Below are 22,777 nucleotides of genomic sequence, written 5' to 3'. Positions count from 1 at the left end.
CAGGCTCGGGATATCAGGGATTTGACGTATTTTTCAAGTAAATCGCTTCAATTTATGATTAAGCTCCGGATCATTGGCACAGTTATGCTGTGCGCCGCCGCTTTAGCCGCCTGTAAAAAGAATTCGAAGGATACGGAGCCTGATCCGCCGCCGCCAACTACGCCTACAACCGGCACCCGCCTCCAGTTAAGCCTCGATTCGCTATACCTTTTCGCGAAAGAAACTTACCTCTGGTACGACGCTATTCCCGATTACAGCACGTTCAATCCCCGCGGATATGCAGGTTCAGACGACCTGAACAGCCTGAAGAATACCATGTACGCGATCAGCCAGCTAAAGGAAAACCCTGCCACGCAGAAACCGTACGAATATTATACGCCCAACCCTTCCCGCTCCAAGTTCTCCTTCGTGGAAAGCGGCAACCTGGCCAGGGGCATCAAAGGCGAGGTGGACCTGGAAGGCAATGGCAACGACCTGGGCTTCCAGGCAATTCCTGTCACTTTTGCGAACGACCCGACGCCGGGTAAAAGATATGTGTACGTGGCCTACGTGGAGAAAGGCTCCCCCGCCTGGAAGGCAGGCCTCACGCGCGGCTGCGAGATCACGAAAATGAACGGCGCCGCGCCGCCTACAAATTCCAGCTCGCTGAGCAGCCTGGCCAACGGCAATACCCTCAGCCTGGAATTCACCAGAACAAACGGCACCAAAGCCACCGCAAACCTTACCAAAGCCACTTACAACAACGATCCCCTGACCACCTACAAAGTGATCCAGGGCAGCGGTACCAACAAGATCGGCTACCTGAACCTGATGCGTTTCTCCCGCCTTTCGGTAGTGGATGATTCGCTGAATAAGGCTTTTGAAGAATTTGCCGCCGCCGGGGTGAACAACCTGGTGGTAGACCTCCGCTATAATGGCGGCGGTTATGTTGAAACCTTCGAATACCTCGCCAACCTCATTGTCCCCAACGCGATGAACGGCAAAGTGATGTACAAGGAACAGTTCAACACCCTGCTCCAGCAAGGCAAGGCCCCCATCCTCAAGTCGCTGCCCCTGCTGGACGCCAATTATAAACAGCGCTACAGCAACGGCAAACCGCTCACCTATGCTGATGTGGATTTCACTTTGGCGGGCAATGTATTTTATTTTGCCAAAAAAGGCACACTGGATAATGTGCGCAAGGTGGTATTCATCATCACCGGCTCCTCCGCCTCCGCCAGCGAGCTCACGATCAACAGCTTAGCGGCCTATCCCGCCAATATCGACGTCAAGACCGTGGGCAGCAAATCTTACGGCAAACCTGTTGGTTTCTTCGGCATCGGCATCGATAAATTCACCGTGTATATGTCCCAGTTCACCAGCACCAACGCCCTGAACAAAGGCGAATATTTCGACGGCTTCACGCCCGATATGCCCGAGCAGGACCTGGTGACCCGCGATTTTGGCGACCCGCTGGAAAGCAGCCTGGCCAAAGCGATCAACTATATCAATACCGGCTCCACCACCGGCAGGATCGCCAATGCCCGCATCGCCGTGGCGAATGGCAACGTGGTGAACGCCTCTGACCTGAAAATGGAACCCGTGGAAAGCGCAGGCTTCAACGGGATGATCGAGCACAGGAGGAGATTAAAATCTGAATAGCTCCAGGAAACGGAAACATAACTGTACGGACTGCCCCAGGGCGGTCCGTTTTTATTTTACCTGGTGGTATCCAGCCATTTACGTGGTAGAAGCTGATCGTATAGGGGCATAAAAAAACGGGGAAAAATCCCCGTTTCGTAAAATCAAAAACCAACCATTAAAAAAAACGATCAGGAGTAAAACCCTTGCAACCAGCGGTGCCGGTCTTTTTGCTCCTTTAATATCTTTCCTTCGTTGGCTGAAGGATGGAACCAGTGCAATATATAGCGAATGATTCTTTTCATGGCAAAGATAATGCAGCCATTTATTTATTTGGCTGTGGTGTTGTTCTCAGATAAGGTTTGATGATCTTATGACCTTTCGGGAACTTGGCCGGAATGTCTTCCGTTTTAACTGCAGGCACCACGATCACGTCTTCCCCGTCTTTCCAGTCTGCCGGTGTGGCCACACTGTAGTTAGCCGTGAGCTGGAGGGAATCGATCACGCGCAGCACTTCATGGAAGTTGCGGCCGGTGGAGGCGGGATAAGTGATGGTCAGTTTCACTTTCTTATCCGGGCCGATCACGAACAGCGAGCGTACGGTAAAGGTTTCCGAAGCATTCGGATGGATCATGCCATAGAGGTTCGCTACTGTTTTATCTTCGTCGGCAATGATGGGAAAGCTCACATCACAGCCCTGTGTTTCATTGATATCGTTGATCCAGCTCTTGTGTTTATCCAGGGGATCCACGCTGAGGGCCAGTACTTTAACGTTACGTTTGGCAAATTCGCCGTTCAGAAGGGCGGTTTTGCCAAGTTCAGTCGTGCAAACAGGAGTGAAATCCGCAGGGTGGGAAAATAATACGCCCCAGCTGTCGCCAAGGTATTCGTAAAAGTCTATTTCTCCAATGGTGGTTTTCGCCTTAAAGTTGGGGGCGGCGTCGCCTAATCTTAAACTCATGGTCAGTTCCTGGTTTTGATGGAACCAAAAATACTAATTTCCTACAATTTTTATAGACTTTAAGGCATTTTTTTACAGATTTTTAATCTTGTTGGAGTTCCACGGGGGAAATGGCTGCTGTATTGTATTCCAGGGACGGCAGGCGGTCGTGCGCCTGCCGGAGCCCTGTTCATACAACAATGGACGAGCGGGGTTAACAAAAGTCCGGATGGTGGCCGTTCTCTCCCCGGGGGCATGGGATCGGACGGCGTTCTTCAAAATGGGTAACATGGGATAATGGACGATGTTACGGGTAACAAGGATAAATGGATGTTCGTGGTCAACAAGGGATTTCAACGGATGATATGGTCAACAATGGATGGGGTTCATGGTTAACACGGGGCTTGGGTATTAGTCATTTTTAGCGGATTGCTGCCAGGCGTAGTACGCCAGGGTGTATTTCATATCGTCTTCCAGCTCGGCTTTCATTCTTGCCGAAACCTCGTCAAATTCCAGTTCCAGGTAACCCAGGTAAAGGGCGTAATGCCCGGCCAGCGCATTCATGCACTGCGCTACGCCGCGGGCGTTGGCTTCCGCGTGAGTGATGGGCTCCGCCTTGCGGATATAAAAACAATTGTCGTCTGAATATTCCATCCATTCCCTGCCCGGCTCAAACTGCGGGCGGGCAAGCTGGAAGCTCAGGTTATCGAACAGCACGGGCTCGCCCAGCTGCGCTTCAAAATCGATCATTTCAGGTATCTGCTCCATCGTTTCCAACTTTTGCACAATGGCCATCTGCACGGCCTCGCTTTTATCCTCCACGGCGCGCAGCATGGTATTGAGCACATCGTAATTGGTCACGAAATCGCACTTGCGCCAGCCTTCCGCCGTTTCCAGGTAACCCCAGCAGGTGAGGTAATGGGAATCGTCCAATATGATCTGACCCACTTTGATGGCTGTTGCTTCTTTGTAATCTGATGCTTGTACGGATACCTTTTTCATAATTGCTGAATTGATAACGATACAAAAATATCAGGGCCATACGCAAGGGATCTGCGTAGCAAAATTGTTTTATTTTAGGGCCTGATAAAAAAGATAAAATGCCTAAAAATAAAGATGCGCTTTCCCGTTACCGCTGGCTGGACGAGCGTTTCCGCAATAAACGGCTGCCAAAACCCTCCCTGGAGGACCTGGTGGAGTTCGTTTCGGACAAAATGGACAAGACCATTGCCGTGCGGACCATTCAGAAAGACATAGAAGACATGCGCAACGATGCGGAGCTCAACTACTTCGCGCCTATTATATACGACCGCAGCAAGCGGGCCTATTATTATTCGGACGAAAATTTCTCCATCAGCAACAGCCCCATAGACGAAGCGGACCTCCAGGGACTGGAAGTGGCCATCGGCATACTGGAACAGTTCCGCAGCCTGCCGGTGATACAGCGCTTCGAAGACGCTATCCTCAAAATCGCCGCCAGCCTCAAAATGAACCGCCAGCAGCTGGAAAACCGCGGCCTCATCAAATTCAGCCGGGGCAGCCAGTATAAAGGCGCCGAGCTGATCCCCGAGATCGTGGACGCCATCAAGAACCTGGAGGTGATCCGCATCGCCTACCAGAGCTTCGACCGCAGCGAACCCAAAGAACACTGGGTGGAACCTTACCATCTCCGTGAATACAACCACCGCTTTTACCTCATCGGCAAAAGCCAGAAAGCCAAAGGCGGCACCCTGCTCACTTTCGCGCTGGATCGCGTAGTGAAGCTCTGGCCCACGGATAAACATTTCGATGAAAAAAATTTCGACGACGCCAGCTATTTCCAGCACGCCATCGGCATCACCGTATCGGAAGGCGAACCGGAAGAGATCATCCTCTCCTACACGCCCCACCAGGGCAAATACGTAAAAACGCAACCGCTGCACCCCTCGCAGGAAATATTGAAAGACGATGAAGAGGAATGCCGCATCAGGCTGAATATCGTAGTGAACCACGAGCTGGTGATGCTGCTGCTCAGCAGCGGGAGCCGCGTGAAAGTGATACAGCCGCAGCACCTGGCAGACCGCATCCGGCAGGAAGCAACGGAAATGCTGAAGAAATATCAGTAATAAACGTCATTGCGGGGAGGAGTGTGCAGGAGCCGCGACGAAGCGGAAAAAGGTCGTCATTGCGAGGAGCAGCGGGGGATTGTGCGGGAGGGGTGACGGGTTAAAAAAAAAGGCTGTCCCGCAAGGAACAGCCTCTTTTAGTATCGGTCGTTTATATTATTGCTTAGCAGGTTTTTCGAAGACCTTTTCATCCACTGGCGGGTTGAACAGTATCTTCGTTACTTTCAGCTTTACGCCGGTGGGCTGCGTTTCCACTATGGAAGCGTACGCATAACCATCATCCGTTTTTTTGTACTCCAGCAGCGTATTGATCGCTTCTTCGCCGCCTACCTGTACAGATCTTTTGGTGATGTAAAAATTCTGCACGTCGATGAAATAGTTGGCTACATTGCCATCTTTACGCGTCAGCTGGATTTTGTACATCTCTGCGCCATTGGCCGTTTCTTTCCCGATCAGCTCGAGCGTATGGCCTTTTTCTTTCGCATTCACCAGTTCGCCTTCAATGTCCAGGTCGGGCCCGATCTCTTTCAGGCTTTCGGCCGGCACATCCACCGGTTCGGTTTGTTGCTGTACGCCCAGCAGGTTCCAGCCGCCGGTGGTGGTAGCCACCTGGATATTTTTAGTGCCCATGGCCTCGAACTCGATGCGCATGCCGCGTTTGTTGATGATCGTGGCTTTGAAGGGGAATTCCATACCCTGAACTTCCATAGTGCCTTCGGTTACGGAAGACTTGAGAGCGTCCAGCTTTTCCTTGCCGCCCATCGCGGTGATATGTTTGCTGACAATTTCGTCCACTGTTTGTGCTTTCGTGCTAACCGCGGTAGTTGTAAGCGCTGCCGCGAGGGTTAACATGAGGTAATTCTTCATAAAAATTAGTTTAATGATGGATTGGGAATGGCTACAAATGTTATCTTTTTATCAGACCTGGCAAAATCAATTAGGTTTTCTTTAACGGTTTTTCACGAGTTTTACGGCTATGAACCAGTTACAGCTGGCCGGCCATGTGGTGGACATTCCCGGCAGAAGAACATACCCCGCCGTGGTCACCCTTGCCAACGGCCGTATACAAAGCATCGAACCCGCTACAGCCGCGGTGCCGGACCGCTATATACTTCCCGGTTTCATTGATGCGCATGTGCACGTGGAAAGCGCTATGCTCGTGCCTTCCGAATTTGCGCGCATGGCCGTGGTGCATGGCACCACCGGCACCGTGTCCGACCCGCATGAGATCGCCAATGTATGCGGCGTGGAAGGCGTGAAGTTTATGCTGGACAACGGCGCCCGCGTACCTTTCAAATTCTGCTTCGGCGCACCCTCCTGCGTACCCGCCACCATATTCGAAACCGCCGGCGACAGCATCGATGCGCAGGCGGTAGACCAGTTGCTGAAACGGCACGATATTTATTATCTCTCCGAAATGATGAACTATCCCGGCGTGCTGCATGAAGACGCCGAAGTGATGGCTAAAATAGCCGCGGCCAAACGGCATGGCAAGCCCGTAGATGGCCATGCGCCCGGCCTGCGTGGCGACGAAGCCGCCCGGTATATTGCGGCGGGCATCAGTACCGACCACGAATGTTTTACGCTGGAAGAAGCGCTCGGCAAGCTGCAGCTCGGCATGCACATCCTGATCAGGGAAGGCAGCGCCGCGCGTAATTTCGAAGCGCTGGCGCCGCTGCTGAACTCGCATCCGCAAATGGTGATGTTCTGCAGCGACGACAAACATCCTGACAACCTCGAGGAAGGCCACATCAACGTGCTCGTGAAAAGGGCGCTGGCACAGGGTTACGACCTGTACAACATTCTCCTCGCCGCCTGCATCAACCCGGTGCAGCATTACCGCATGCCCGTGGGATTGCTGCGGGTGAATGACCCCGCGGATCTTATCGTGGTGGATGATCTTCGGCATTTTAATATCCTCGAAACATATATCAACGGTACGCTGGTGGCGAAGAACGGGGAAACGCTCATTCCTTCCGTTCCCATAACGCCCATCAACCGCTTCAGCTGTTCACCTAAAACCGTGGCTGATTTCCGCATTGCTTCCCATGGGCAGACCGTACGGGTAAAAGTGATCGAAGCCCTGCAGGGCCAGCTGATCACCAACCGCATCAGCGCCATCCTCTGCGATCATGGCGGCAACCTTGTGTCCGACATTTCGCAGGATGTGCTGAAAGTGGCCGTGGTGAACCGTTATAACGATGCGCCGGTTGCCTGCGGCTTCATCCATCATTTCGGGCTGAAACGCGGCGCGATTGCATCCACTGTGGCGCACGACAGCCACAACATCATTGCCGTGGGCGCGGATGATGAAAGCATCTGTAAAGCTGTGAACAACCTGGTTGAATGCAAAGGCGGCATCAGCGTGGTGTCTCCCGAGGGGGATGAAATAATGCCACTGCCCGTTGCGGGACTGATGAGCGCGGAAGACGGTTACCTTACCGCGCACAGGTACAGCCTGATGGACAAAGCGGCCAAGGCCCTGGGTTGCAGGCTGGACGCGCCTTTCATGACTCTGTCCTTCATGGCGCTGCTGGTGATCCCCCATCTGAAGCTGAGCGACAAAGGATTATTTAACGGGGATGAATTTATTTTTGAAGACCTGGCTTTCCCGGAAGAGTAAGTATTATCCTTCACCCAGGTATAAAGCACCATTCACACTATCACGGCTGGCGCCTGTTACAGAGCTGAGCGCATTCGGCTGCTGGCGCCAGCGCAGCGCGCCGATCAGCGCCATTACCAGCGCTTCTTTGTATGCGGCCGTCTGTTCATCCGGAATGACCACTGTAATACCCAAAGGCTCCAGCTGTGCCTTGATGGTTTTGACCAGGAAGTGATTGAACACCCCGCCGCCCGTCACCAGCAATTTCTTTTCCTGCGTGGCTTCGCCTGAAACCGCTTTCACGGCGGCCGTAACCTGCTGCGCGATATGCTCCGCGTATGTGCGCAGCTTGCCTTGTACGGATAGTGTGTGGGTATTGATCAGCGGCAGTATCACATCCGTTCCGAAATCGTTCGCAAGGGATTTGGGGAAAGGCTGGCTGTAATAAGGCTGTGCGTTCAGGGCCTCCAGCAGCTTGGCGTCTGTTACGCCGCCTGCCGCCAGCGTTCCGTTCTCGTCATAACTTTTGCCGAGCGCTGCCGCCAGTGCGTCCAGCACACGGTTGGCCGGGCATACGTCGAAGGCGTGGTATACATCTTCGTTTTTCGCGGAGAGGTTGGCAATGCCGCCCAGGTTGAGCCAGTAATCGTAGCCATGGAAAAGCAGCTTTTCCCCGATAGGCACGATGGGCGCCCCCTGCCCGCCAAGCGCAACGTCCATGGAACGGAGCTCGCTGATAACGGGGAGGCCGGTTTCCGCGGCAATGGCCGCACCGTCGCCCAGCTGGGCTGTCATTTGCTGTTCGGGTATATGAAAAGTAGTATGGCCGTGCGAAGCGATGAAATGCACCCGGTGCTCCAGGTGGTTGCGGCGGATGAATTCTTTTACCTGCCGGCCGATGTAACGGCCGTAGGCGGTATGCAGCAGCTGGTATTCCCGCGCAGGCAGGTTCACAGCGCCTTTCAGGTCCTGCGCCCACTGCTCGTTGTAAGGCAGGCATTCGGCGGCATGGATCACATAACCCCACTGGCCGCGCACTTCGCTCAGCTCCACAAATGCAATATCCAGCCCATCCAGCGAACTGCCTGACATTAAACCGATTACGTTGTATACCATACTGCGGATTTTTGCAAAGATAACAGGAAGGAAAAAACTTTTATGGAATACCTGCCATTTCCTGCATCCATACCCCGGAAACAAACCCGATCTGTTATGAAAAAGATATTCCTGCTGCTGCTCACCGCGCTCCCGTTATTAACGGCAAACGCCCAGTCGAAAAAAGAAAAGATCATCACCGGCAAGGTGTTATCCATGCATGATTCCTTGCCTTTGCATGGCGCCAGCGTCATCATTGCCGGCACCGGCTATGGTACGGGCACCAATATCCTGGGCGGTTTCAGCCTGAAAGTGAAAACGGATACCGTTACGCTGGAGATACGTTTTGTTGGGTATGTTGCCGCTACGCAAAAGGTTTCTTTACACGACAACAATATCACAGTCATGCTGAACAAGGACTCGCGGACGCTGCAAGATGTAGTGGTGGCGGGTTATGCGCCGATGAAGAAAAAAACAATGACAGCGGCAAATGTCAGTATCGTTTCGTCCGACGCCATCTACGGGTACCGGGCACCTCAAGGCCTGATCCATTACGAGCAGAACACAAATGAATTCGGCAAGTTCAGCGAAAACAAATACCACACCGCGAAAAATGACCCGCTGAGCACGTTCTCCGCGGATGTGGACCGCGCTTCATATACCCTCGTGCGCCGTTCCCTCGGCCAGGGCCAGCTGCCCGAAACCGATGCGGTAAGGGTGGAAGAACTGATCAATTATTTCGATTATAACTACACCGCCCCGCAGAACCAGGACCCGGTGGCTATTCATACCGACCTGGCCGTTTGCCCCTGGAACCCTTCGCACCAGCTGGTGCGCATCGGCATACAGGGCAAACGCATCCCGACGGATAACCTTCCTCCTTCCAACCTCGTATTCTTACTGGACGTTTCCGGTTCCATGAGCGGGGAAAACAGGCTGCCCCTGGTGAAACAGGCGTTTAAGCTGCTGGTGCAGCAGTTGCGTGCCAAAGACCGTGTGTCTATCGTAGTATACGCAGGCGCGGCGGGCATGGTGCTGCCTTCCACGAGCGGCAGCGAAAAGGCCCGCATCATCGCCGCGCTCGATAAGCTGGAAGCAGGTGGCTCCACGGCGGGCGGCGAAGGCATCCGGCTGGCATACCGCATCGCGGGAGAGAATTTTATGAAAGAAGGGAACAACCGCGTGATACTGGCTACAGACGGCGATTTTAACGTAGGCATCTCCAGCGGAAAAGAACTCGAAAAGCTCATCGAAAAAGAAAGGGAACAAGGCGTATTCCTTTCCGTGCTGGGCTTTGGGATGGGAAATTATAAGGACAACAAGCTTGAAACCCTTGCAGACAAGGGAAACGGGAACTATGCTTATATCGATGATTTCGAAGAGGCCCGCCGGACCTTTGCCACAGAGTTCGGCGGCACCCTCTTCACCATTGCCAAAGACGTGAAGCTGCAGGTGGAGTTCAATCCCGCGCAGGTGCAGGGTTACCGGCTGATCGGTTATGAGAACCGGCTGCTGGACAAAGAAGATTTCAACGACGATAAAAAAGACGCAGGCGATATGGGCTCCGGCCATACCGTGACGGCGCTGTATGAGATTGTGCCCGCAGGCTCGCTTATGCCGCAAACCGGCTCCGTGGACCCGCTGAAATACCAGCAGCCTGCGCCCCTTCCTGCGCCGCTGGTGCAGAGCAAAGAAGTGCTGACGGTGAAAGTGCGTTACAAAGCCCCGCAGGGTAAAAAGAGCCAGCTGTTACAGGCAGTGCTGCAAGCCGGCGCGAAACCGATCACCGAATGCCCGGCGGATTTCCGTTTAGCCGCTTCCGTGGCACAGTTCGGCATGCTGCTGCGCAACAGTCCGCATGCAGGCAAATCCAGCTACGACGGCGCTATTAAACTGGCCGTATCCGCCAAAGGAGAAGACCCTGAAGGATACCGCGCCGAATATATACAGTTGCTGAAGAAGGCCCAGGCGTTGAGCGCCTCTGTGGCGAAGGAGGACTAACAGGTACGAAACTCCTGCGATTATCAGGAAGACACAGGCCGCGGGGTTTGTGCCGGAAACAGGTAACAAGGCTGCCGGGAAACGGCTGTGGGAGCGCCCGGGGCGGATGGGCGCCCGGCTGCCGGCGCCTTATTTTTCAAATACTGCGGCGGAAGGATTAATAAATCCTTTCGCCGCAGTGCTTTTCGCCATTGGTAAGCAAAAAAGCGCTATTTTGGCGTGCAAACGCAAAACGGCAGGGCTTATGATTATCAATTTGAGTGAAACCAATTCGCTCGTAGGCGAATGGATGAGCGAGATCAGGGATGAAGTTACGCAGACGGACAGGATGCGCTTCCGCAGGAACCTGGAACGCCTGGGCGAGGTAGCTTCTTACGAGATCAGCAAAACCCTCACCTACGTGGATAAAGAAGTACAGACGCCGCTGGGTACCGCCACCTGCGGGGTACTGAAGCAACAGCCCGTGCTGGGCACCATTCTCCGGGCCGGCCTGGCTTTACACCAGGGCCTGGTGAATTACTTCGACAAAGCGGATCACGCCTACATCTCTGCCTACCGTAAACATAACCGCGACGGTTCCTTCGAGATCAGCCTGGAATACGTATCCTGCCCCCCGCTGGACGGACAGGTGCTGATCCTCTCCGATCCCATGCTGGCCACCGGCGCCTCCCTTGTCAAAACCATCGACCACCTGGCCGAATTCGGAAAACCCGCTCATATTCACATCGTTACGGCCATCGCCTGCACCATCGGCATCGAATACGTGCAGCGGAACGCCGATGCCAATATCAGCATCTGGGCCGGAGACATCGATGATGAACTGACGGCCAAAGGCTACATCGTTCCCGGTTTGGGCGATGCGGGCGATCTGGCCTTCGGCACCAAAGTGCAACAGTAACAAATTGCGTTTTTTTACGTTCTTATAGAATAAGCACCCCCAAGGGTGCTTAGTGCGTCAACCAGATCCCGTAGCAGCAGTCGTCGATTTTAAAACTCTCTGGTATTCATTTCAAAGCAGATACAATAGCGGATTTTCGTTATATAGATTTAATTTGAAATATGAATATTGTTTTGTAGCTTTGAATTATATAGTGTCCCTATATTTTTTAACCGTTGAAGTGATGAAAAAAGTTCTACTCCTATTGACCATTACCCTTTATGCATTCAGCCAGGCCAAGGCGCAAGACCCGCATTTCACGCAGTTCTTCGCATCGCCGCTTACGCTGAACCCGGCGTTTACGGGGTACTTCTCCGGCGATCTCCGTCTTTCCGGCAACTACCGCTCCCAGTGGCGTAGCATTGCCTCTCCGTATATTACCGGTACGCTCGCGGCGGACTTCGGTATTTTGAAAAACACCATTTCTTACACCGATACCTGGGGTGTAGGCGTGCTTGCATTGTACGACAAAACCGGGGGCGGCGCGCTGAATTCCAATTACGTGGCGCTCAGCACAGCCTATCACAAAGGGCTGGACGTGGAAGGCAATCACACATTGGGTATCGGCCTGCAGGCCGCGTTTGTGCAGAAGCGTGTGGACCAGAGCAAGCTGATCTTCGAACAGCAGATAGGTGACAATGGGTATGATCCTTCACTGCCCAGCGGGGAAAGCATTACCAACACAGCTATTTCTTACATGGACTATAACGTGGGATTATTGTACAGCGGCCTGGTAGGCGAATCGTCCAACCTTTACCTGGGCGTGTCTTATTACCATTTCACACAGCCTACGGAAACGTTCCTGAATGCGGACAACAACCGCCTTAGCTACCGTTATACCATTCACGGCGGCGGTTCTTTCCCGGTAAACGGCAGCAACCGCATCCACGTGAGCGCACACTACATGAAGCAGAACCAGGCCGTAGAAACCACCATGGGCGGCGCTTACGGCTTTATGCTGAACGATATGCCCGACGCTCCCACCATCTTCTACCTGGGCGCATGGTTCCGCCTGAAAGACGCAATCAATCCTTATGTAGGATTGGAATTCAACAGTGTGAAAGTAGGCCTCAGCTACGACCTGAACGTGTCTACCCTGAAGCCCGCCTCCAACTACCGCGGTGGTATGGAGCTGTCTGTGATCTACATCCGCACAAGGGGCGACAACAAAAAGAACGGTACGCTCTGTCCGAAATTCTAACCAATTTCTCATAAACAAAGAAGGGCCTGCGCAAACCGCCGGCCCTTCTTTGTTTTCAGTATACGCGGTCCTTTATCTTACCAGGCCTTTCCCTTTGCTTACCCAGGGGCTTCCTTTAACCGAGAAACGGTAAGGCAGGTAAGCGTCTTCCATCGCATACGCCACGCCTACACGCGTTCCCGCCACGATATCCTTCTTTGGCACAGGCGGCGCATCTTCGATCCATATCACATCGCCCAGCAGGCTTTGCCCGGTGAGCGCGGTGGTAATGCCCAGGGCTTTGGAAAGGCTGCCGGGGCCTGCGGTGAGCGTATAATCCACTTTCTGTTTGCCGCAGCGGAAAAGCATATGGTCAATTCCTTCCAGCGGCTCCAGGCCCCGCACCAGCACGGCGTGCGGCACATCTTCCAAGTTGGTGACCACGTTAAAAAGATGATGGATGCCGTAGCAGAGGTATACGTAAGCCACGCCACCAGGGCCGAACATCACTTCCGTCCTGTTGGTCCTGCGGTTGTTCCAGGCATGGGAAGCCCTGTCCACCACGCCATTATACGCCTCCGTTTCCACGATCCTGCCTGAAGTGCGAACGCCTGCTATTTCCGTCACCAAAACCTTACCCAGCAACGCTTTGGCAACTTTTAACACATCTTTATCAGCATAAAATGCCCTTTCCAGTTTAGCCATACTGCAAAATATTACTATTTTACATTCGTTACATCCTGTTCCTTTGTTTATTCCCTCTGCCTGATTGCGTCATTTTAAAAAAGAAAGAAATTTGTTTTCATTAAGAGAAGTACTCGGCGCCATTCAGTCTTACGGCAAAGCGCACCAGTTCATTTCGGCAAACCGCTTGTGGAAGTGGATCATTATACCCGGCCTTATTTACTGCCTCCTGTTCGCGGCGGGCATTTATTTCGTGTGGGAATACTCGGGCGTGTTCGTCGATTATGTGCTGAACCTGCTTACGCTCAAAACCTGGATAGAAGGGGTGCAGAACAGCTGGGTGAATTTCCTGTTCCTGCTCGTGGGGTTCGCCGTGCGGATGGTGTTCCTGCTCATGTATTTTTCCTTCTTCAAATATCTTTTCCTGATAGTCGGCTCACCGCTTTTCGCTTACCTCTCAGAAAAAACGGAGGCCATCATGAAGCGGAAAGATTTCCCGTTCAGCTTTTCCCAGCTGATGGAAGACGTGGCCCGCGGCATCCGCCTGTCGCTACGCAACCTGCTGTACCAAACGGTATTCATGCTCATCATCGCCATACTGGCCTTTATTCCTATCCTGGGATGGCTTACGCCGCTCATCGCGCTGTTCGTGGAGTGTTATTACTTCGGGTTTTCCATGATGGATTACAGCTTCGAACGCCGCCGCTGGACCATGAAGCAGAGCATCGTGTATATCGGTCAGCATAAAGGTATGGCCATCGGCAACGGGCTCGTGTTTTACCTGATGATGTTCATCCCTTTACTGGGCTGGATACTCGCGCCCTGCTACGCCGTAATTGCCGCCACTATTCATTTACAACAACAACGCCTGCCCGATGCCCCAGCCAGGTAAAGTTTTCCTGATACCGACCGTGCTGAGCGCGGACGCACTCTTCAGCCTGCCGCCCTACATTACCGATACGGTGAAACAGCTGGACGTTTTTTTTGTGGAGAATGAAAGAACGACCCGTCGTTTCCTCAAAGCGCTGGATAAATCTATCGATATAGATTCGCTGCAGCTGCACCTGATGAACGAACATAACCCACCGGACCTCGGCATTGCCCGCAAACTATTGCAGGAAGGGCGTTCCATCGGCGTGATCAGCGAAGCGGGCTGCCCTGCCATTGCGGACCCCGGGCAGCTGGTGGTGCAGGCCGCGCACAGTATAAACGCCACCGTAGTACCGCTGGTAGGTCCCAATTCCATGCTGCTGGCACTGATGGCTTCCGGCATGAACGGGCAGAACTTCCAGTTTGTAGGTTACCTTCCGGTGAAGCCGCCCGAGCGCGTCAAAGCGATCAAAGAGCTGGAAGCGGTTTCCGCCAGGAAGGAGCAGACGCAGCTGTTCATTGAGGCGCCTTACCGGAATAACCAGCTACTGAAAGATATACTCGCCAATTGCAGCGACCGCACGCAGCTCTGCGTAGCGGCGGATCTCACGGCGCCCACGGAATACATCCGCACGCAAAGCGTGGCGCAGTGGAAGAAGCAGGCGGATGCGGATTTTCATAAGCGGCCCGCGATATTTTTGCTGTATGCGGGTTAAATGCCACAACCTTGAATTCCATGCAGCTGGCGCAAGCCTGCAACAGTTAACCATTCATCCTTCACTTCCCGCTGTGCTCCCTTGCCAGTTTTTCGCGCCTGGCCATCTCGGCTTTGCTCACGTTGTCCTGCACAAATGAACCCGTTTTAATCTCTCCCTCCGGAACATAGCTCGCCATAATCACGCCGGTGGTCGAAATCGTCGTATCGGTCAGCTTCCATTGAACCGCCTGCGTGCCTTCCTGGAAGAGCTTTTTCCCTTTACCAAAAGTGATGGGGTATATCCAGGTGTACAGCTCGTCTACCAGGCGATTGGCGAGCAATGTTTGTACCAGCCTGCTGCTGCCGTGTACCAGCAGGTCCGGGCCATCCTCCTCTTTTAGTTTCTTCAGTTCGCTTACCACGTCACCTTCGATTAAAATTGAATGCTGCCAGGAAGTATCGACGGGCGTTGTGGCCACCACATACTTCCGGATGCTGTTAAATTTTTCAGCGATCGGATGATTTCCCTGGTATGGCCAGTAGGCCGAAAATATTTCGTATGTGCGCCTGCCGAGCAGCAGGTCAAATGGTTTGGACATGATCTGGCGCATCTTATCGCCCGTCTGCTCGTCCTGGAAATGAAACGTCCAGCCGCCCCATTTGAACTGACCGGAGGGATCTTCTTCCGGACCGCCGGGTGCCTGCAGCACTCCGTCCATAGACATAAAAGTGGTTACAATGATCTTTCTCATGGTATGTCGTATTTGTTACTGCAAAACTACCCGTCTTTCAATTCCCGGAGGTGGTGTGATCAAGTCATTGTGCAGGTGAAATGCGACAAAAAAGCCGGGCTGTACAACAGTCCGGCTTCCCATTCAATCTGGTTATCTTAAAAAGGCACTTTCTTCCCCGTAGCGGGATCGGTTACAGACAGCACGCTGTCCACGATAAAATTGCTGTAACCGCGCCAGGGAAGGGCGCCCAGGTATTCTTTGTAATGCAGCTCCAGCACCTTGCCGCTCGCGGCCATCAGCTGTGCGGCCACCTTTTCGCTGGTCACGGAAAACTGGAATTCGTTGGACTGTACGCCGCCCATGTTCTGTGGTTTAAAGCCGGTCTGGATCAGGCGGCCTTCGTAAGTTTTCCATACATAACCCTTCTGCACAAAAAAGTTCAGCTCGCCGGCCTTGGTGCCGCGGCCGAACACGAAATAATACCGGATCACGAAGAAGACGCCGAAAATGAGCAGCAGCACTGCCACGATAATGAGAATAAATCTTTTCATAGTTATAAACCGTATTTATCTACGAGGTACACCAGCGCGCCCATCCCGATAGCCCCCAGTTCCAGTTCCCGCTTGTTCACGGCTTCAAAAACATCGGAAGCGGCATGGTGAATATCAAAATAACGCTGGGAATCGGGAGAAAGTTCAGCCATGGGGGTACCTAACTGGTTATGCAGGGGGCCGATATCTGCCCCACCGCCCACTTCATCGAAATCATACAGGCCATACGGCAGGAAAAGCGGCGTCCAGCTTTTTATTTTGCTGCGCCGGGCATCGCTCATGTCCATCATAAAACCGCGGGGCGTGAAGCCGCCGGCGTCGCTTTCGAGGGCGAAGAGGTGTTTCTCGTTATTGGCTTTCGCCTGTTCGGCGTATTTGCTGCCACCGCGCAGGCCGTTCTCTTCATTAGCGAAGAGTACCACGCGGATAGTACGTCTGGGGCGGATGCCGAGGGCCTTGTATGCGCGGATGATCTCGATGCTCTGCACACAGCCGGCGCCATCGTCGTGCGCGCCTTCGGTATTGTCCCATGCGTCCAGGTGGCCGCCTACGGTGATGTATTCATCCGGGAATTCGGTTCCGCGCAGCTCGCCGATGACGTTGTGGCCGATGGTATCAGGCAGCATCACGCAGTTGGTGCGCAGGAAGAGTTGCATGGAAGGATCGCCGGTAATGCGTTTGCTCAGCACTTCCGCATCCTTCAATCCAATGGCCACGGCGGCGATCTTCGGGAAAGAATCGTTGTAACGGGTGCCGCCGGTATGCGGGTGATTGTCGGTACTATGACTCATGGAACGCACCACCACAGCCAATGCGCCATATTTGGACGCACGGCTCGGGCCCTGGCTCCTGAAGCGCACGGCGTCGCCATAGGAGCGGAAGGTTTTGATGAATTTTGGGTTAAATTTATAATTGTAGAACACGATCTTCCCCTTCACCTGGTCTTTCTTTTCCTCTAGTTCTTCAAAGGAATTCACTTCGATCACGGGCGCGGTAACGCCTTTTGCGCCGGTGCCCACGGAGTTGCCAAGGGCAATGATATTCAGGGGCGCCACATAGTCGCGGCGGCGGCTAACGATGCGCGCCTGTTCTTTTGCACCGCGTACCCAGTGCGGCACCATACATTCCTGCGTCCAGACCTTATCCGCTCCGGCGGCTTTCAGCGCGGCTTCTCCCCATTTTTCGGCTTTCACCATCTGCGGGCTCCCGGCCAGGCGGCCTCCGATGGTTTTGGTGAGCACACGCAGGTTTTCGTAAGCTTTTCCGTTGGTCAGCACCTCGTCTGCCAGGCGGCGGATGGTTGTAGAGTCGTCCTGCTGCGCAAAGGAGAGCTGGGCGGCGCAACAGGCAAGAAGAACTAAAATTGGCTTTCGCATGAATAGATCCCGATTTGGCTTTAAAGCTAACTAATTTTAAAATATGTACCTTAGCAACTCATAAAAACACCACAGGGATGCGCATTGGAATAGTTTGCTATCCTACTTATGGGGGTAGCGGTGTGTTGGCCACAGAATTAGGGAAAGCGCTGGCGGACAAAGGGCATATGGTACATTTTATCACTTACCAGCAACCCGTCCGCCTCAATGGTTTCCATGCCAACATTTTTTATCATGAAGTACAGGTTCCCACATATCCGCTGTTCGACTTCCCTCCTTATGAGAGCGCGCTCAGCAGCACCATGGTAGATGTGATCCTGAACCAGAAATTAGACCTTTTACATGTACACTATGCTATTCCCCATGCCTCCACGGCATACATGGCGCAGCAGATCGTAGCCAAGCACGGCAGGTACATCCCTTTCATCACCACCCTTCACGGAACGGACATTACGCTGGTAGGCAAGGATAAGACCTATGCCCCGGTGGTTACCTTTTCGATCAACGAGTCCGACGCCATTACCGCGGTGTCGCACAACCTGCGGGAAGAGACCTTCAAGTCGTTCCCCATCGAAAAGGACATTTCAGTGATCTACAACTTCGTGGACACAGCGCGTTTTGCGCGGAAAGACCTTCCGCATTTCCGCCAGGCGGTGGCGCCCAACGGGGAGAAGATATTACTGCACGTGTCCAACTTCCGCAAGGTGAAGCGCGTGCCGGACGTGGTGAAGGTATTCAAGCAGGTGCGCGACGTGATGCCCGCGAAGCTGCTGCTGGTGGGCGACGGCCCAGACAGGCCTTCTATCGAATGCCTCTGCCGCGAGCTGGGCCTCTGCGACGATATCCGTTTTGTAGGCAAGCAGGAGCAGCTGGAAGACGTGATGTCTATCAGCGACCTGTTCATCCTGCCATCCGAATACGAAAGCTTCGGCCTGGCCGCACTGGAAGCCATGGCTTCGCAGGTGCCGGTGCTTAGTTCCAACGCAGGCGGCCTCCCCGAGATCAATATCGACGGGGTGACCGGCTATAGCAGCCCGGTGGGCGATGTGGACCAGATGGCGGCGCATGCCATTGCCATCCTGAAAGACCCCAGCCTGCTGGCACAGCTGCGCAAAGGCGCGCTGGAGCAGGCTTCCCGCTTCCACATCGACAATATCATACCGCAGTACGAAGCTTTGTACGATGCGGTGCTCCAACAGGCACTGGTGAAATAAACTAACTGGCCGGAACAAAAAAGGCGTCCTGTATGGGACGCCTTTTTTAATATCATGGGAACATTACCGCCGGTTGGGTATCCAGACGTTGGTGTTCTGCAATTTGTCCAGCTTATATATCTGCACTTCCACTACGCCTGCGCTTTCTTCTTCATTGTTTTTGGCAGTGCCTATCGTCTGGCCGGTCTTTACTTTCTGCCCGGATTTTACGGCGAAGCTTTGCAAGCCCACATAGTTTGTGAAATACTGGCCATGCTTCACCAGGATAGAATAGCCCCCACCGGGGATCGCCATTACCACTCTCACTTCCCCTTCAAAGATAGCCTTTACGTTGCCGCCTTTGCGGGTGGCGAAAATCATCCCGTCGTTCTCTTCCACGACCCTCTCCATATCCGCATTTTTCTGCTTGCCGAACCAGCCGATGATCATGCCTGATTCCACGGGCCAGGGCAGCTTTCCGCGGTTGTCCTCAAATTTCTCGGACAGGGCGGCAGCTTCGGGTGATGCTTCCAGTACGTTGTATACACGGGTGGATTTTGTTTCAGGGGCGGGAGCGGGCGGCTCCGGAACCGGCTTCGGCGGTGGTGGCGGTGTGGGCTGCGCGGCGGCGGTATTACCGGCCGCATTGTTGGCCGCGGCGGCTTTGGCAGCTTCCCTTGCAGCGGCCAGCTGGCGTTGCCTTTCTTCTTCCCTGCGTTTGCGTTCGGCTTCAGCGGCCTTTTTACGGGCCAGCTCTTCAGCTTCCGCTTTTTTGCGCGCGGCTTCTATTTCTTTCCGGATCACGGCGCGGATCAGGTCCTGTATCTTTCTCTGGTCTTTCTGTTTCTGGCTGATGTCCGCCAGCAGTTCCTTCTCGCGGCCTTTCAGCTTGGCCACCACTTCATCTTTCTCCTTGCGGTCCTTTTCCAGGGTGGCGCGTTCCTCCTGCTCTGTTTTTAAAGTGGCGGAACGTTTCACCCGCTGGTCCTGCAGGTTCTTCACCTTCTGCTGCAGCTGCGCCTGCGTTTCGATGATATTATCTGCCTGGCGGCGGCGGAAGTCGCGGTATTGTTTGAGGTATTGGTACCGTTTGATGGCTTCATTGAAGCTTTCGGCCGAAAAGATGAAGTTCATCAGCGCGTAGGAGCTCCGGTTCTTATAAGCGGCCACTATCAGCTGGGCATATTGCTGCTTGAGGGTATCGAGGTCGTTCTGCAGGGTCTTTACATCACGGAGCGCATTGTTGATGTCGCCATTGATGAAGTTGATCTCTTCGTTGATGTTGCGGATCATGCGGCTGCGTACGTCAATTTTATTGCGGAGCGCGCGCAGCTGGCCTAAACTTTCCTTGCTGTTCTTTTTCGTTTCTCTCAAAATAGCCTGCGCTTCCTCCATTTCCTTTTGCAGCTCGCGCTTCCTCTTCTCCAGTTCTTCCCTTGAAGGCTGGTTACTTTGCGCATGCAGCATAACGGGCATGAGGGCCAGCGCCAACAACAAAACAGGGATAAACTTTTTCAATTGCACCATATTGCTATTTAGTGATGATTTATAACGTTAAATATACAACGAAATTGTTTACTCGCGGGTGTAGCTTGGAGGAATGGTAAAGGGATACGTGAGCGGTTTGTTCAGCTCCATCTTCTTGAAATCCAGCGCTACTTTCACCACGTTCTTTTCTTCCACGTAGATCTTCCGCTGGAAGGCCATCTTTTTGTTTTCCACCGGCTTATGATCGCCATAGGTAAGCTCCACCACGCGCGGATCCGCCTTGGTACTGTCTTTTTCAGTGATCTTGCATTGCTGTATCACGAAGTCGTCAGCAAAGATATTGAACATGCTCACCAGCTCGGACTGTAAAGAAGTAAAGGAAATGATGGACGGCGTGGTGACGATATTGCTGATGGAATCGGAAAGGAACACGGGGTTGCCCACGATAAGGTCCTGCAGCGCGGAAAGGCTGAGGTCCATTTTCAGCAGTTCTTTACCCTGGCTCACACTGCGGAGGGTAACGGTGCCTTCCATTTTATTGATGATCTTGATGCTGTCCCTGGTAACGAGGATGCGGGCGCCCTCCACGTTCAGCGGGCCGGACACGCGGATCCAGATGACGCTGTCGTAGTGCATGCGGATGTTCACGCCAAGGTTGTTCATTTTCTTCCCCTTGTCATCCTCGTAATCCATTTTCATTTCAGCGGAAAAGGTCGTGTATTCCAAACGGTTGGCATTCACTTTTTCATGGATGCTGCGCGCCAGGGCCAGCTCTTTTTCCCGGTCGGGTGAATCGGCGGTATTACGCGGCGCGGAAGTATCTGAAGGGAAAGTGGCGCGCGTGATCTTTGTAGAGCGGCAGCTGAATAAAGCCAGGCTGACCAGACATGTAACAAGCTGTAGTACTGCTTTTTGCTTCATTGTGCGTGTAATAGTTTTATGATTCACCGGTGAATGCGTGCACTCAGCGGTCCATGTTCCTGATGTAGCGTTTCTCTGCTATTTTCCTGGCCAGGCCATGGGAATTGGCGCCCTTGGCCTTGGCCAGCTGCCAGTACTGAACGGCTTTTTCTTTTTCGTTCAGGTTAAAAAGAATATCCCCGTAGTGCTCCAGCACATCCGGGTCCTGCCGGGCCTCCGGGTTTTCCAGCGCTTTCTCGATCCATTCTTTTGCTTCTTTATAACGGCCCAGGCGGAAAAGTATCCAGGCGTAAGTGTCCATGTAGGTGGGGCTTTCAGGCTGCAGTTCCAGCGAACGGCGGCTGAGCTGCTCGGCTTTTTCCAGCTTGTCGCCCCGCATAGACAGGTAGTAGCTGTAATTGTTCATCACGATATGATCCTTCGGGCGCATGCTCAGCACCATGTCGTAACAGCTGTCGCTGCGGGCATGCATGCCGCTGGCGTGATAGGTGTCTCCCAGCAGGGCGTATACGTCGCCCACGAACCGTTTTTCCCCGCCAATAACGAGGGCGGTGTTGAGGGAACGCGCGGCGGCATCGTGGCGCTGCTTGAAATAATTGGCAAGGCCGTTGAAATAATAGCCCATGAACTCTTTCGGGAACTGCCGGATAACGTGATCGCTTACACGCAGCAGGGAATCCGGCTGGTCCGCCCGGGAATACATCCACATCAGCTGGTACCAAACGCTGAAGCGCGTACTGTCCAGCGAAAGGGCCTTGTTGTAATTCACGATGGCGCTGTCTGCCTCGTTTGCCTGCGAGAACATGTCTGCGCGGAGTGCGTATGCTTTCGCTTCGTTGGGATGTGCGTCCACAACGAGCTTCGTGAGCAGGATGCCTTCGTCGCGCTTGCTGGTGTCTGTTTCCAGCATTTGCAGGTACGGGTATACGAAAGACACTTTTTCGTCTATGCTGTAGCCCGGGTTGCTGAATGCCTTCATGAGGTATGCGCGGTATTGCGGTTCGTTGCCGTTCTTCTTTTCAAAGTTCGCAATGGCGATCAGCGCGCGCGGGTGCTGGGGGTCTATGCTGAGGATGGTATCATACACGGCCCTCGCGTCTTTCGTGCGCTCCACGGATTCGTATATCTCCGCCAACAGGCCCCAGTAGCGGAGCTCGCCGGGTTCCTGCGCTATCAGCCGCCGCACTTCGGCGGCCGCATTGTCTACCATATTCAGCCGCAGGTAAATGCGCTGCTTCTGGAAAACGATCTCTTCGGCCACGCCTACCTTAGCTTCCAGCGTATCGAACACTTCAAGTGCCTGGGAATAATCCTTGGCTTTGGAAAGGGAAATGCCTTTGTTGAACAGCAGGTCTTCGTCCTGCGGGCTTTGCCTGCTCAGGCGGGTATAAACCATCGACGCGCTGTCGAACATTTCGTTTACGGTGAAAGCATCGGCCAGCGCCATCTGGAACCATTTGTTGGAAGTGTCCATCGCGGCGGCGCGGCGGGCGAAGCCCAGCGCGTACTGCGGGTTGCGTACTTCCAGGAACAGGCGGCTCAGTTCGTAATAAACAGTGGGATTGTTGCGGTTGAGGCGGACGTAATCGGAATATTGGGTAATGGCCGTTTTATAATCGCCGAGCATTTTGGAACGCTGGGCGGCGTAAAACAGGCTGTCTGCCCGTGCAGACATCACCTCCTGTTGCAGGGGGCCGGGTGCGGAAACAATCTTTTTATTGCTCCCACAGGCTGCGGCAACGATGCACGCGGTGACAGTGATGAATATTCCGGTTAAACGCAT

20 protein-coding genes are annotated in these 22,777 nt (G+C 53.6%); 9 read left to right on the top strand and 11 right to left on the bottom strand.

Features of this window, described 5'->3' with window-relative positions; genetic code table 11:
- Nucleotides 1-54 precede the first annotated feature (54 nt).
- Complete coding sequence (locus ACTJIK_RS05375; RefSeq protein ID WP_440645326.1) at nucleotides 55-1,641, top strand: S41 family peptidase; 1,587 nt, start codon at nucleotides 55-57, stop codon at nucleotides 1,639-1,641.
- A gap of 304 nt (nucleotides 1,642-1,945) precedes the next feature.
- On the opposite strand, the gene ACTJIK_RS05370 is transcribed toward ACTJIK_RS05375, so the two are convergent.
- Nucleotides 1,946-2,581 (bottom strand): peroxiredoxin, encoded by a 636-nt coding sequence (locus tag ACTJIK_RS05370; RefSeq protein ID WP_440645325.1) that lies wholly within the window; start codon nucleotides 2,579-2,581, stop codon nucleotides 1,946-1,948.
- Nucleotides 2,582-2,971: 390 nt separating this feature from the next.
- Nucleotides 2,972-3,562 carry a hypothetical protein gene (locus ACTJIK_RS05365; protein ID WP_440645324.1) on the bottom strand — a complete coding sequence of 197 codons (591 nt, stop codon included), beginning with the start codon at nucleotides 3,560-3,562 and terminating at the stop codon, nucleotides 2,972-2,974.
- A gap of 98 nt (nucleotides 3,563-3,660) precedes the next feature.
- Here ACTJIK_RS05365 and ACTJIK_RS05360 point away from each other — a divergent pair, with 98 nt between their 5' ends.
- Nucleotides 3,661-4,665, top strand: a complete 1,005-nt coding sequence (locus ACTJIK_RS05360) for a helix-turn-helix transcriptional regulator (protein ID WP_440645323.1) — start codon at nucleotides 3,661-3,663, stop codon at nucleotides 4,663-4,665.
- A 156-nt stretch (nucleotides 4,666-4,821) separates the two neighbouring features.
- On the opposite strand, the gene ACTJIK_RS05355 is transcribed toward ACTJIK_RS05360, so the two are convergent.
- Nucleotides 4,822-5,532 carry a hypothetical protein gene (locus tag ACTJIK_RS05355; protein WP_440645322.1) on the bottom strand — a complete coding sequence of 237 codons (711 nt, stop codon included), beginning with the start codon at nucleotides 5,530-5,532 and terminating at the stop codon, nucleotides 4,822-4,824.
- A 109-nt stretch (nucleotides 5,533-5,641) separates the two neighbouring features.
- Here ACTJIK_RS05355 and ade point away from each other — a divergent pair, with 109 nt between their 5' ends.
- Nucleotides 5,642-7,288, top strand: a complete 1,647-nt coding sequence (gene ade / locus ACTJIK_RS05350; RefSeq protein WP_440645321.1) for an adenine deaminase — start codon at nucleotides 5,642-5,644, stop codon at nucleotides 7,286-7,288.
- Between the two features lie 3 nt (nucleotides 7,289-7,291).
- On the opposite strand, the gene ACTJIK_RS05345 is transcribed toward ade, so the two are convergent.
- Complete coding sequence (locus ACTJIK_RS05345) at nucleotides 7,292-8,383, bottom strand: anhydro-N-acetylmuramic acid kinase (RefSeq protein WP_440645320.1); 1,092 nt, start codon at nucleotides 8,381-8,383, stop codon at nucleotides 7,292-7,294.
- A 96-nt stretch (nucleotides 8,384-8,479) separates the two neighbouring features.
- Between ACTJIK_RS05345 and ACTJIK_RS05340 the strand changes: the two genes are divergently transcribed.
- The 3 genes from ACTJIK_RS05340 to ACTJIK_RS05330 all read left to right on the top strand — a co-directional run bounded on the left by ACTJIK_RS05340 (nucleotide 8,480) and on the right by ACTJIK_RS05330 (nucleotide 12,501).
- Entirely contained in the window at nucleotides 8,480-10,363 is a 1,884-nt protein-coding gene (locus ACTJIK_RS05340) for a YfbK domain-containing protein (protein WP_440645319.1), read from the top strand.
- A 244-nt stretch (nucleotides 10,364-10,607) separates the two neighbouring features.
- Nucleotides 10,608-11,261 (top strand): uracil phosphoribosyltransferase, encoded by a 654-nt coding sequence (gene upp / locus ACTJIK_RS05335; protein ID WP_440645318.1) that lies wholly within the window; start codon nucleotides 10,608-10,610, stop codon nucleotides 11,259-11,261.
- Nucleotides 11,262-11,484: 223 nt separating this feature from the next.
- Nucleotides 11,485-12,501 carry a PorP/SprF family type IX secretion system membrane protein gene (locus tag ACTJIK_RS05330; RefSeq protein WP_440645317.1) on the top strand — a complete coding sequence of 339 codons (1,017 nt, stop codon included), beginning with the start codon at nucleotides 11,485-11,487 and terminating at the stop codon, nucleotides 12,499-12,501.
- A gap of 72 nt (nucleotides 12,502-12,573) precedes the next feature.
- Here ACTJIK_RS05330 and ACTJIK_RS05325 read toward each other — a convergent pair whose 3' ends face one another.
- Nucleotides 12,574-13,185 (bottom strand): DNA-3-methyladenine glycosylase, encoded by a 612-nt coding sequence (locus ACTJIK_RS05325; protein ID WP_440645316.1) that lies wholly within the window; start codon nucleotides 13,183-13,185, stop codon nucleotides 12,574-12,576.
- Between the two features lie 91 nt (nucleotides 13,186-13,276).
- Between ACTJIK_RS05325 and ACTJIK_RS05320 the strand changes: the two genes are divergently transcribed.
- Together ACTJIK_RS05320 and ACTJIK_RS05315 are read left to right on the top strand one after the other, a co-directional pair.
- Complete coding sequence (locus ACTJIK_RS05320; RefSeq protein WP_440645315.1) at nucleotides 13,277-14,056, top strand: EI24 domain-containing protein; 780 nt, start codon at nucleotides 13,277-13,279, stop codon at nucleotides 14,054-14,056.
- The gene (locus ACTJIK_RS05315) at nucleotides 14,040-14,750 is read left to right on the top strand and encodes an SAM-dependent methyltransferase (protein ID WP_440645314.1); all 711 of its coding nucleotides are present in this window, start codon (nucleotides 14,040-14,042) and stop codon (nucleotides 14,748-14,750) included. The genes ACTJIK_RS05320 and ACTJIK_RS05315 overlap by 17 nt, the downstream gene beginning before the upstream one ends.
- A gap of 61 nt (nucleotides 14,751-14,811) precedes the next feature.
- Here ACTJIK_RS05315 and ACTJIK_RS05310 read toward each other — a convergent pair whose 3' ends face one another.
- The 3 genes from ACTJIK_RS05310 to ACTJIK_RS05300 all read right to left on the bottom strand — a co-directional run bounded on the left by ACTJIK_RS05310 (nucleotide 14,812) and on the right by ACTJIK_RS05300 (nucleotide 17,392).
- Nucleotides 14,812-15,483: a dihydrofolate reductase family protein gene (locus ACTJIK_RS05310; protein WP_440645313.1), complete on the bottom strand. Its 672-nt coding sequence runs from the start codon at nucleotides 15,481-15,483 to the stop codon at nucleotides 14,812-14,814.
- A 137-nt stretch (nucleotides 15,484-15,620) separates the two neighbouring features.
- The gene (locus ACTJIK_RS05305) at nucleotides 15,621-16,016 is read right to left on the bottom strand and encodes a hypothetical protein (protein ID WP_440645312.1); all 396 of its coding nucleotides are present in this window, start codon (nucleotides 16,014-16,016) and stop codon (nucleotides 15,621-15,623) included.
- Nucleotides 16,017-16,018: 2 nt separating this feature from the next.
- Entirely contained in the window at nucleotides 16,019-17,392 is a 1,374-nt protein-coding gene (locus ACTJIK_RS05300; RefSeq protein WP_440645311.1) for a M20/M25/M40 family metallo-hydrolase, read from the bottom strand.
- A gap of 77 nt (nucleotides 17,393-17,469) precedes the next feature.
- Between ACTJIK_RS05300 and bshA the strand changes: the two genes are divergently transcribed.
- Complete coding sequence (gene bshA, locus ACTJIK_RS05295) at nucleotides 17,470-18,606, top strand: N-acetyl-alpha-D-glucosaminyl L-malate synthase BshA (RefSeq protein WP_440645310.1); 1,137 nt, start codon at nucleotides 17,470-17,472, stop codon at nucleotides 18,604-18,606.
- A gap of 63 nt (nucleotides 18,607-18,669) precedes the next feature.
- On the opposite strand, the gene ACTJIK_RS05290 is transcribed toward bshA, so the two are convergent.
- Genes ACTJIK_RS05290 through ACTJIK_RS05280 form a run of 3 tightly spaced genes read right to left on the bottom strand, consistent with a single transcriptional unit; the run spans nucleotide 18,670 to nucleotide 22,777 of the window.
- Complete coding sequence (locus ACTJIK_RS05290; RefSeq protein WP_440645309.1) at nucleotides 18,670-20,103, bottom strand: murein hydrolase activator EnvC family protein; 1,434 nt, start codon at nucleotides 20,101-20,103, stop codon at nucleotides 18,670-18,672.
- Between the two features lie 57 nt (nucleotides 20,104-20,160).
- Nucleotides 20,161-20,994, bottom strand: coding sequence for a DUF4292 domain-containing protein (locus tag ACTJIK_RS05285; protein WP_440645308.1), 834 nt, complete (start codon nucleotides 20,992-20,994; stop codon nucleotides 20,161-20,163).
- 43 nt (nucleotides 20,995-21,037) lie between these two features.
- Nucleotides 21,038-22,777 (bottom strand): tetratricopeptide repeat protein, encoded by a 1,740-nt coding sequence (locus ACTJIK_RS05280; protein ID WP_440645307.1) that lies wholly within the window; start codon nucleotides 22,775-22,777, stop codon nucleotides 21,038-21,040.

Source organism: Chitinophaga sp. 22620, assembly GCF_052044405.1.
GTDB lineage: Bacteria > Bacteroidota > Bacteroidia > Chitinophagales > Chitinophagaceae > Chitinophaga.
Note: the sequence above shows the minus strand (reverse complement) of the source record. Positions and strands in the feature narration are given on the sequence as shown.

Coding starts and splice junctions, on each gene's coding strand:
- ACTJIK_RS05370 (WP_440645325.1), bottom strand. CDS start 2,581: ATGAGTTTAAGATTAGGCGACGCCGCCCCCAACTTTAAGGCGAAAACC.
- bshA (WP_440645310.1), top strand. CDS start 17,470: ATGCGCATTGGAATAGTTTGCTATCCTACTTATGGGGGTAGCGGTGTG.
- ACTJIK_RS05330 (WP_440645317.1), top strand. CDS start 11,485: ATGAAAAAAGTTCTACTCCTATTGACCATTACCCTTTATGCATTCAGC.
- ACTJIK_RS05305 (WP_440645312.1), bottom strand. CDS start 16,016: ATGAAAAGATTTATTCTCATTATCGTGGCAGTGCTGCTGCTCATTTTC.
- ACTJIK_RS05340 (WP_440645319.1), top strand. CDS start 8,480: ATGAAAAAGATATTCCTGCTGCTGCTCACCGCGCTCCCGTTATTAACG.
- ACTJIK_RS05375 (WP_440645326.1), top strand. CDS start 55: ATGATTAAGCTCCGGATCATTGGCACAGTTATGCTGTGCGCCGCCGCT.
- ACTJIK_RS05355 (WP_440645322.1), bottom strand. CDS start 5,532: ATGAAGAATTACCTCATGTTAACCCTCGCGGCAGCGCTTACAACTACC.
- ACTJIK_RS05345 (WP_440645320.1), bottom strand. CDS start 8,383: ATGGTATACAACGTAATCGGTTTAATGTCAGGCAGTTCGCTGGATGGG.
- upp (WP_440645318.1), top strand. CDS start 10,608: ATGATTATCAATTTGAGTGAAACCAATTCGCTCGTAGGCGAATGGATG.
- ACTJIK_RS05325 (WP_440645316.1), bottom strand. CDS start 13,185: ATGGCTAAACTGGAAAGGGCATTTTATGCTGATAAAGATGTGTTAAAA.
- ACTJIK_RS05365 (WP_440645324.1), bottom strand. CDS start 3,562: ATGAAAAAGGTATCCGTACAAGCATCAGATTACAAAGAAGCAACAGCC.
- ACTJIK_RS05315 (WP_440645314.1), top strand. CDS start 14,040: ATGCCCCAGCCAGGTAAAGTTTTCCTGATACCGACCGTGCTGAGCGCG.
- ACTJIK_RS05310 (WP_440645313.1), bottom strand. CDS start 15,483: ATGAGAAAGATCATTGTAACCACTTTTATGTCTATGGACGGAGTGCTG.
- ade (WP_440645321.1), top strand. CDS start 5,642: ATGAACCAGTTACAGCTGGCCGGCCATGTGGTGGACATTCCCGGCAGA.
- ACTJIK_RS05285 (WP_440645308.1), bottom strand. CDS start 20,994: ATGAAGCAAAAAGCAGTACTACAGCTTGTTACATGTCTGGTCAGCCTG.
- ACTJIK_RS05300 (WP_440645311.1), bottom strand. CDS start 17,392: ATGCGAAAGCCAATTTTAGTTCTTCTTGCCTGTTGCGCCGCCCAGCTC.
- ACTJIK_RS05360 (WP_440645323.1), top strand. CDS start 3,661: ATGCCTAAAAATAAAGATGCGCTTTCCCGTTACCGCTGGCTGGACGAG.
- ACTJIK_RS05280 (WP_440645307.1), bottom strand. CDS start 22,777: ATGCGTTTAACCGGAATATTCATCACTGTCACCGCGTGCATCGTTGCC.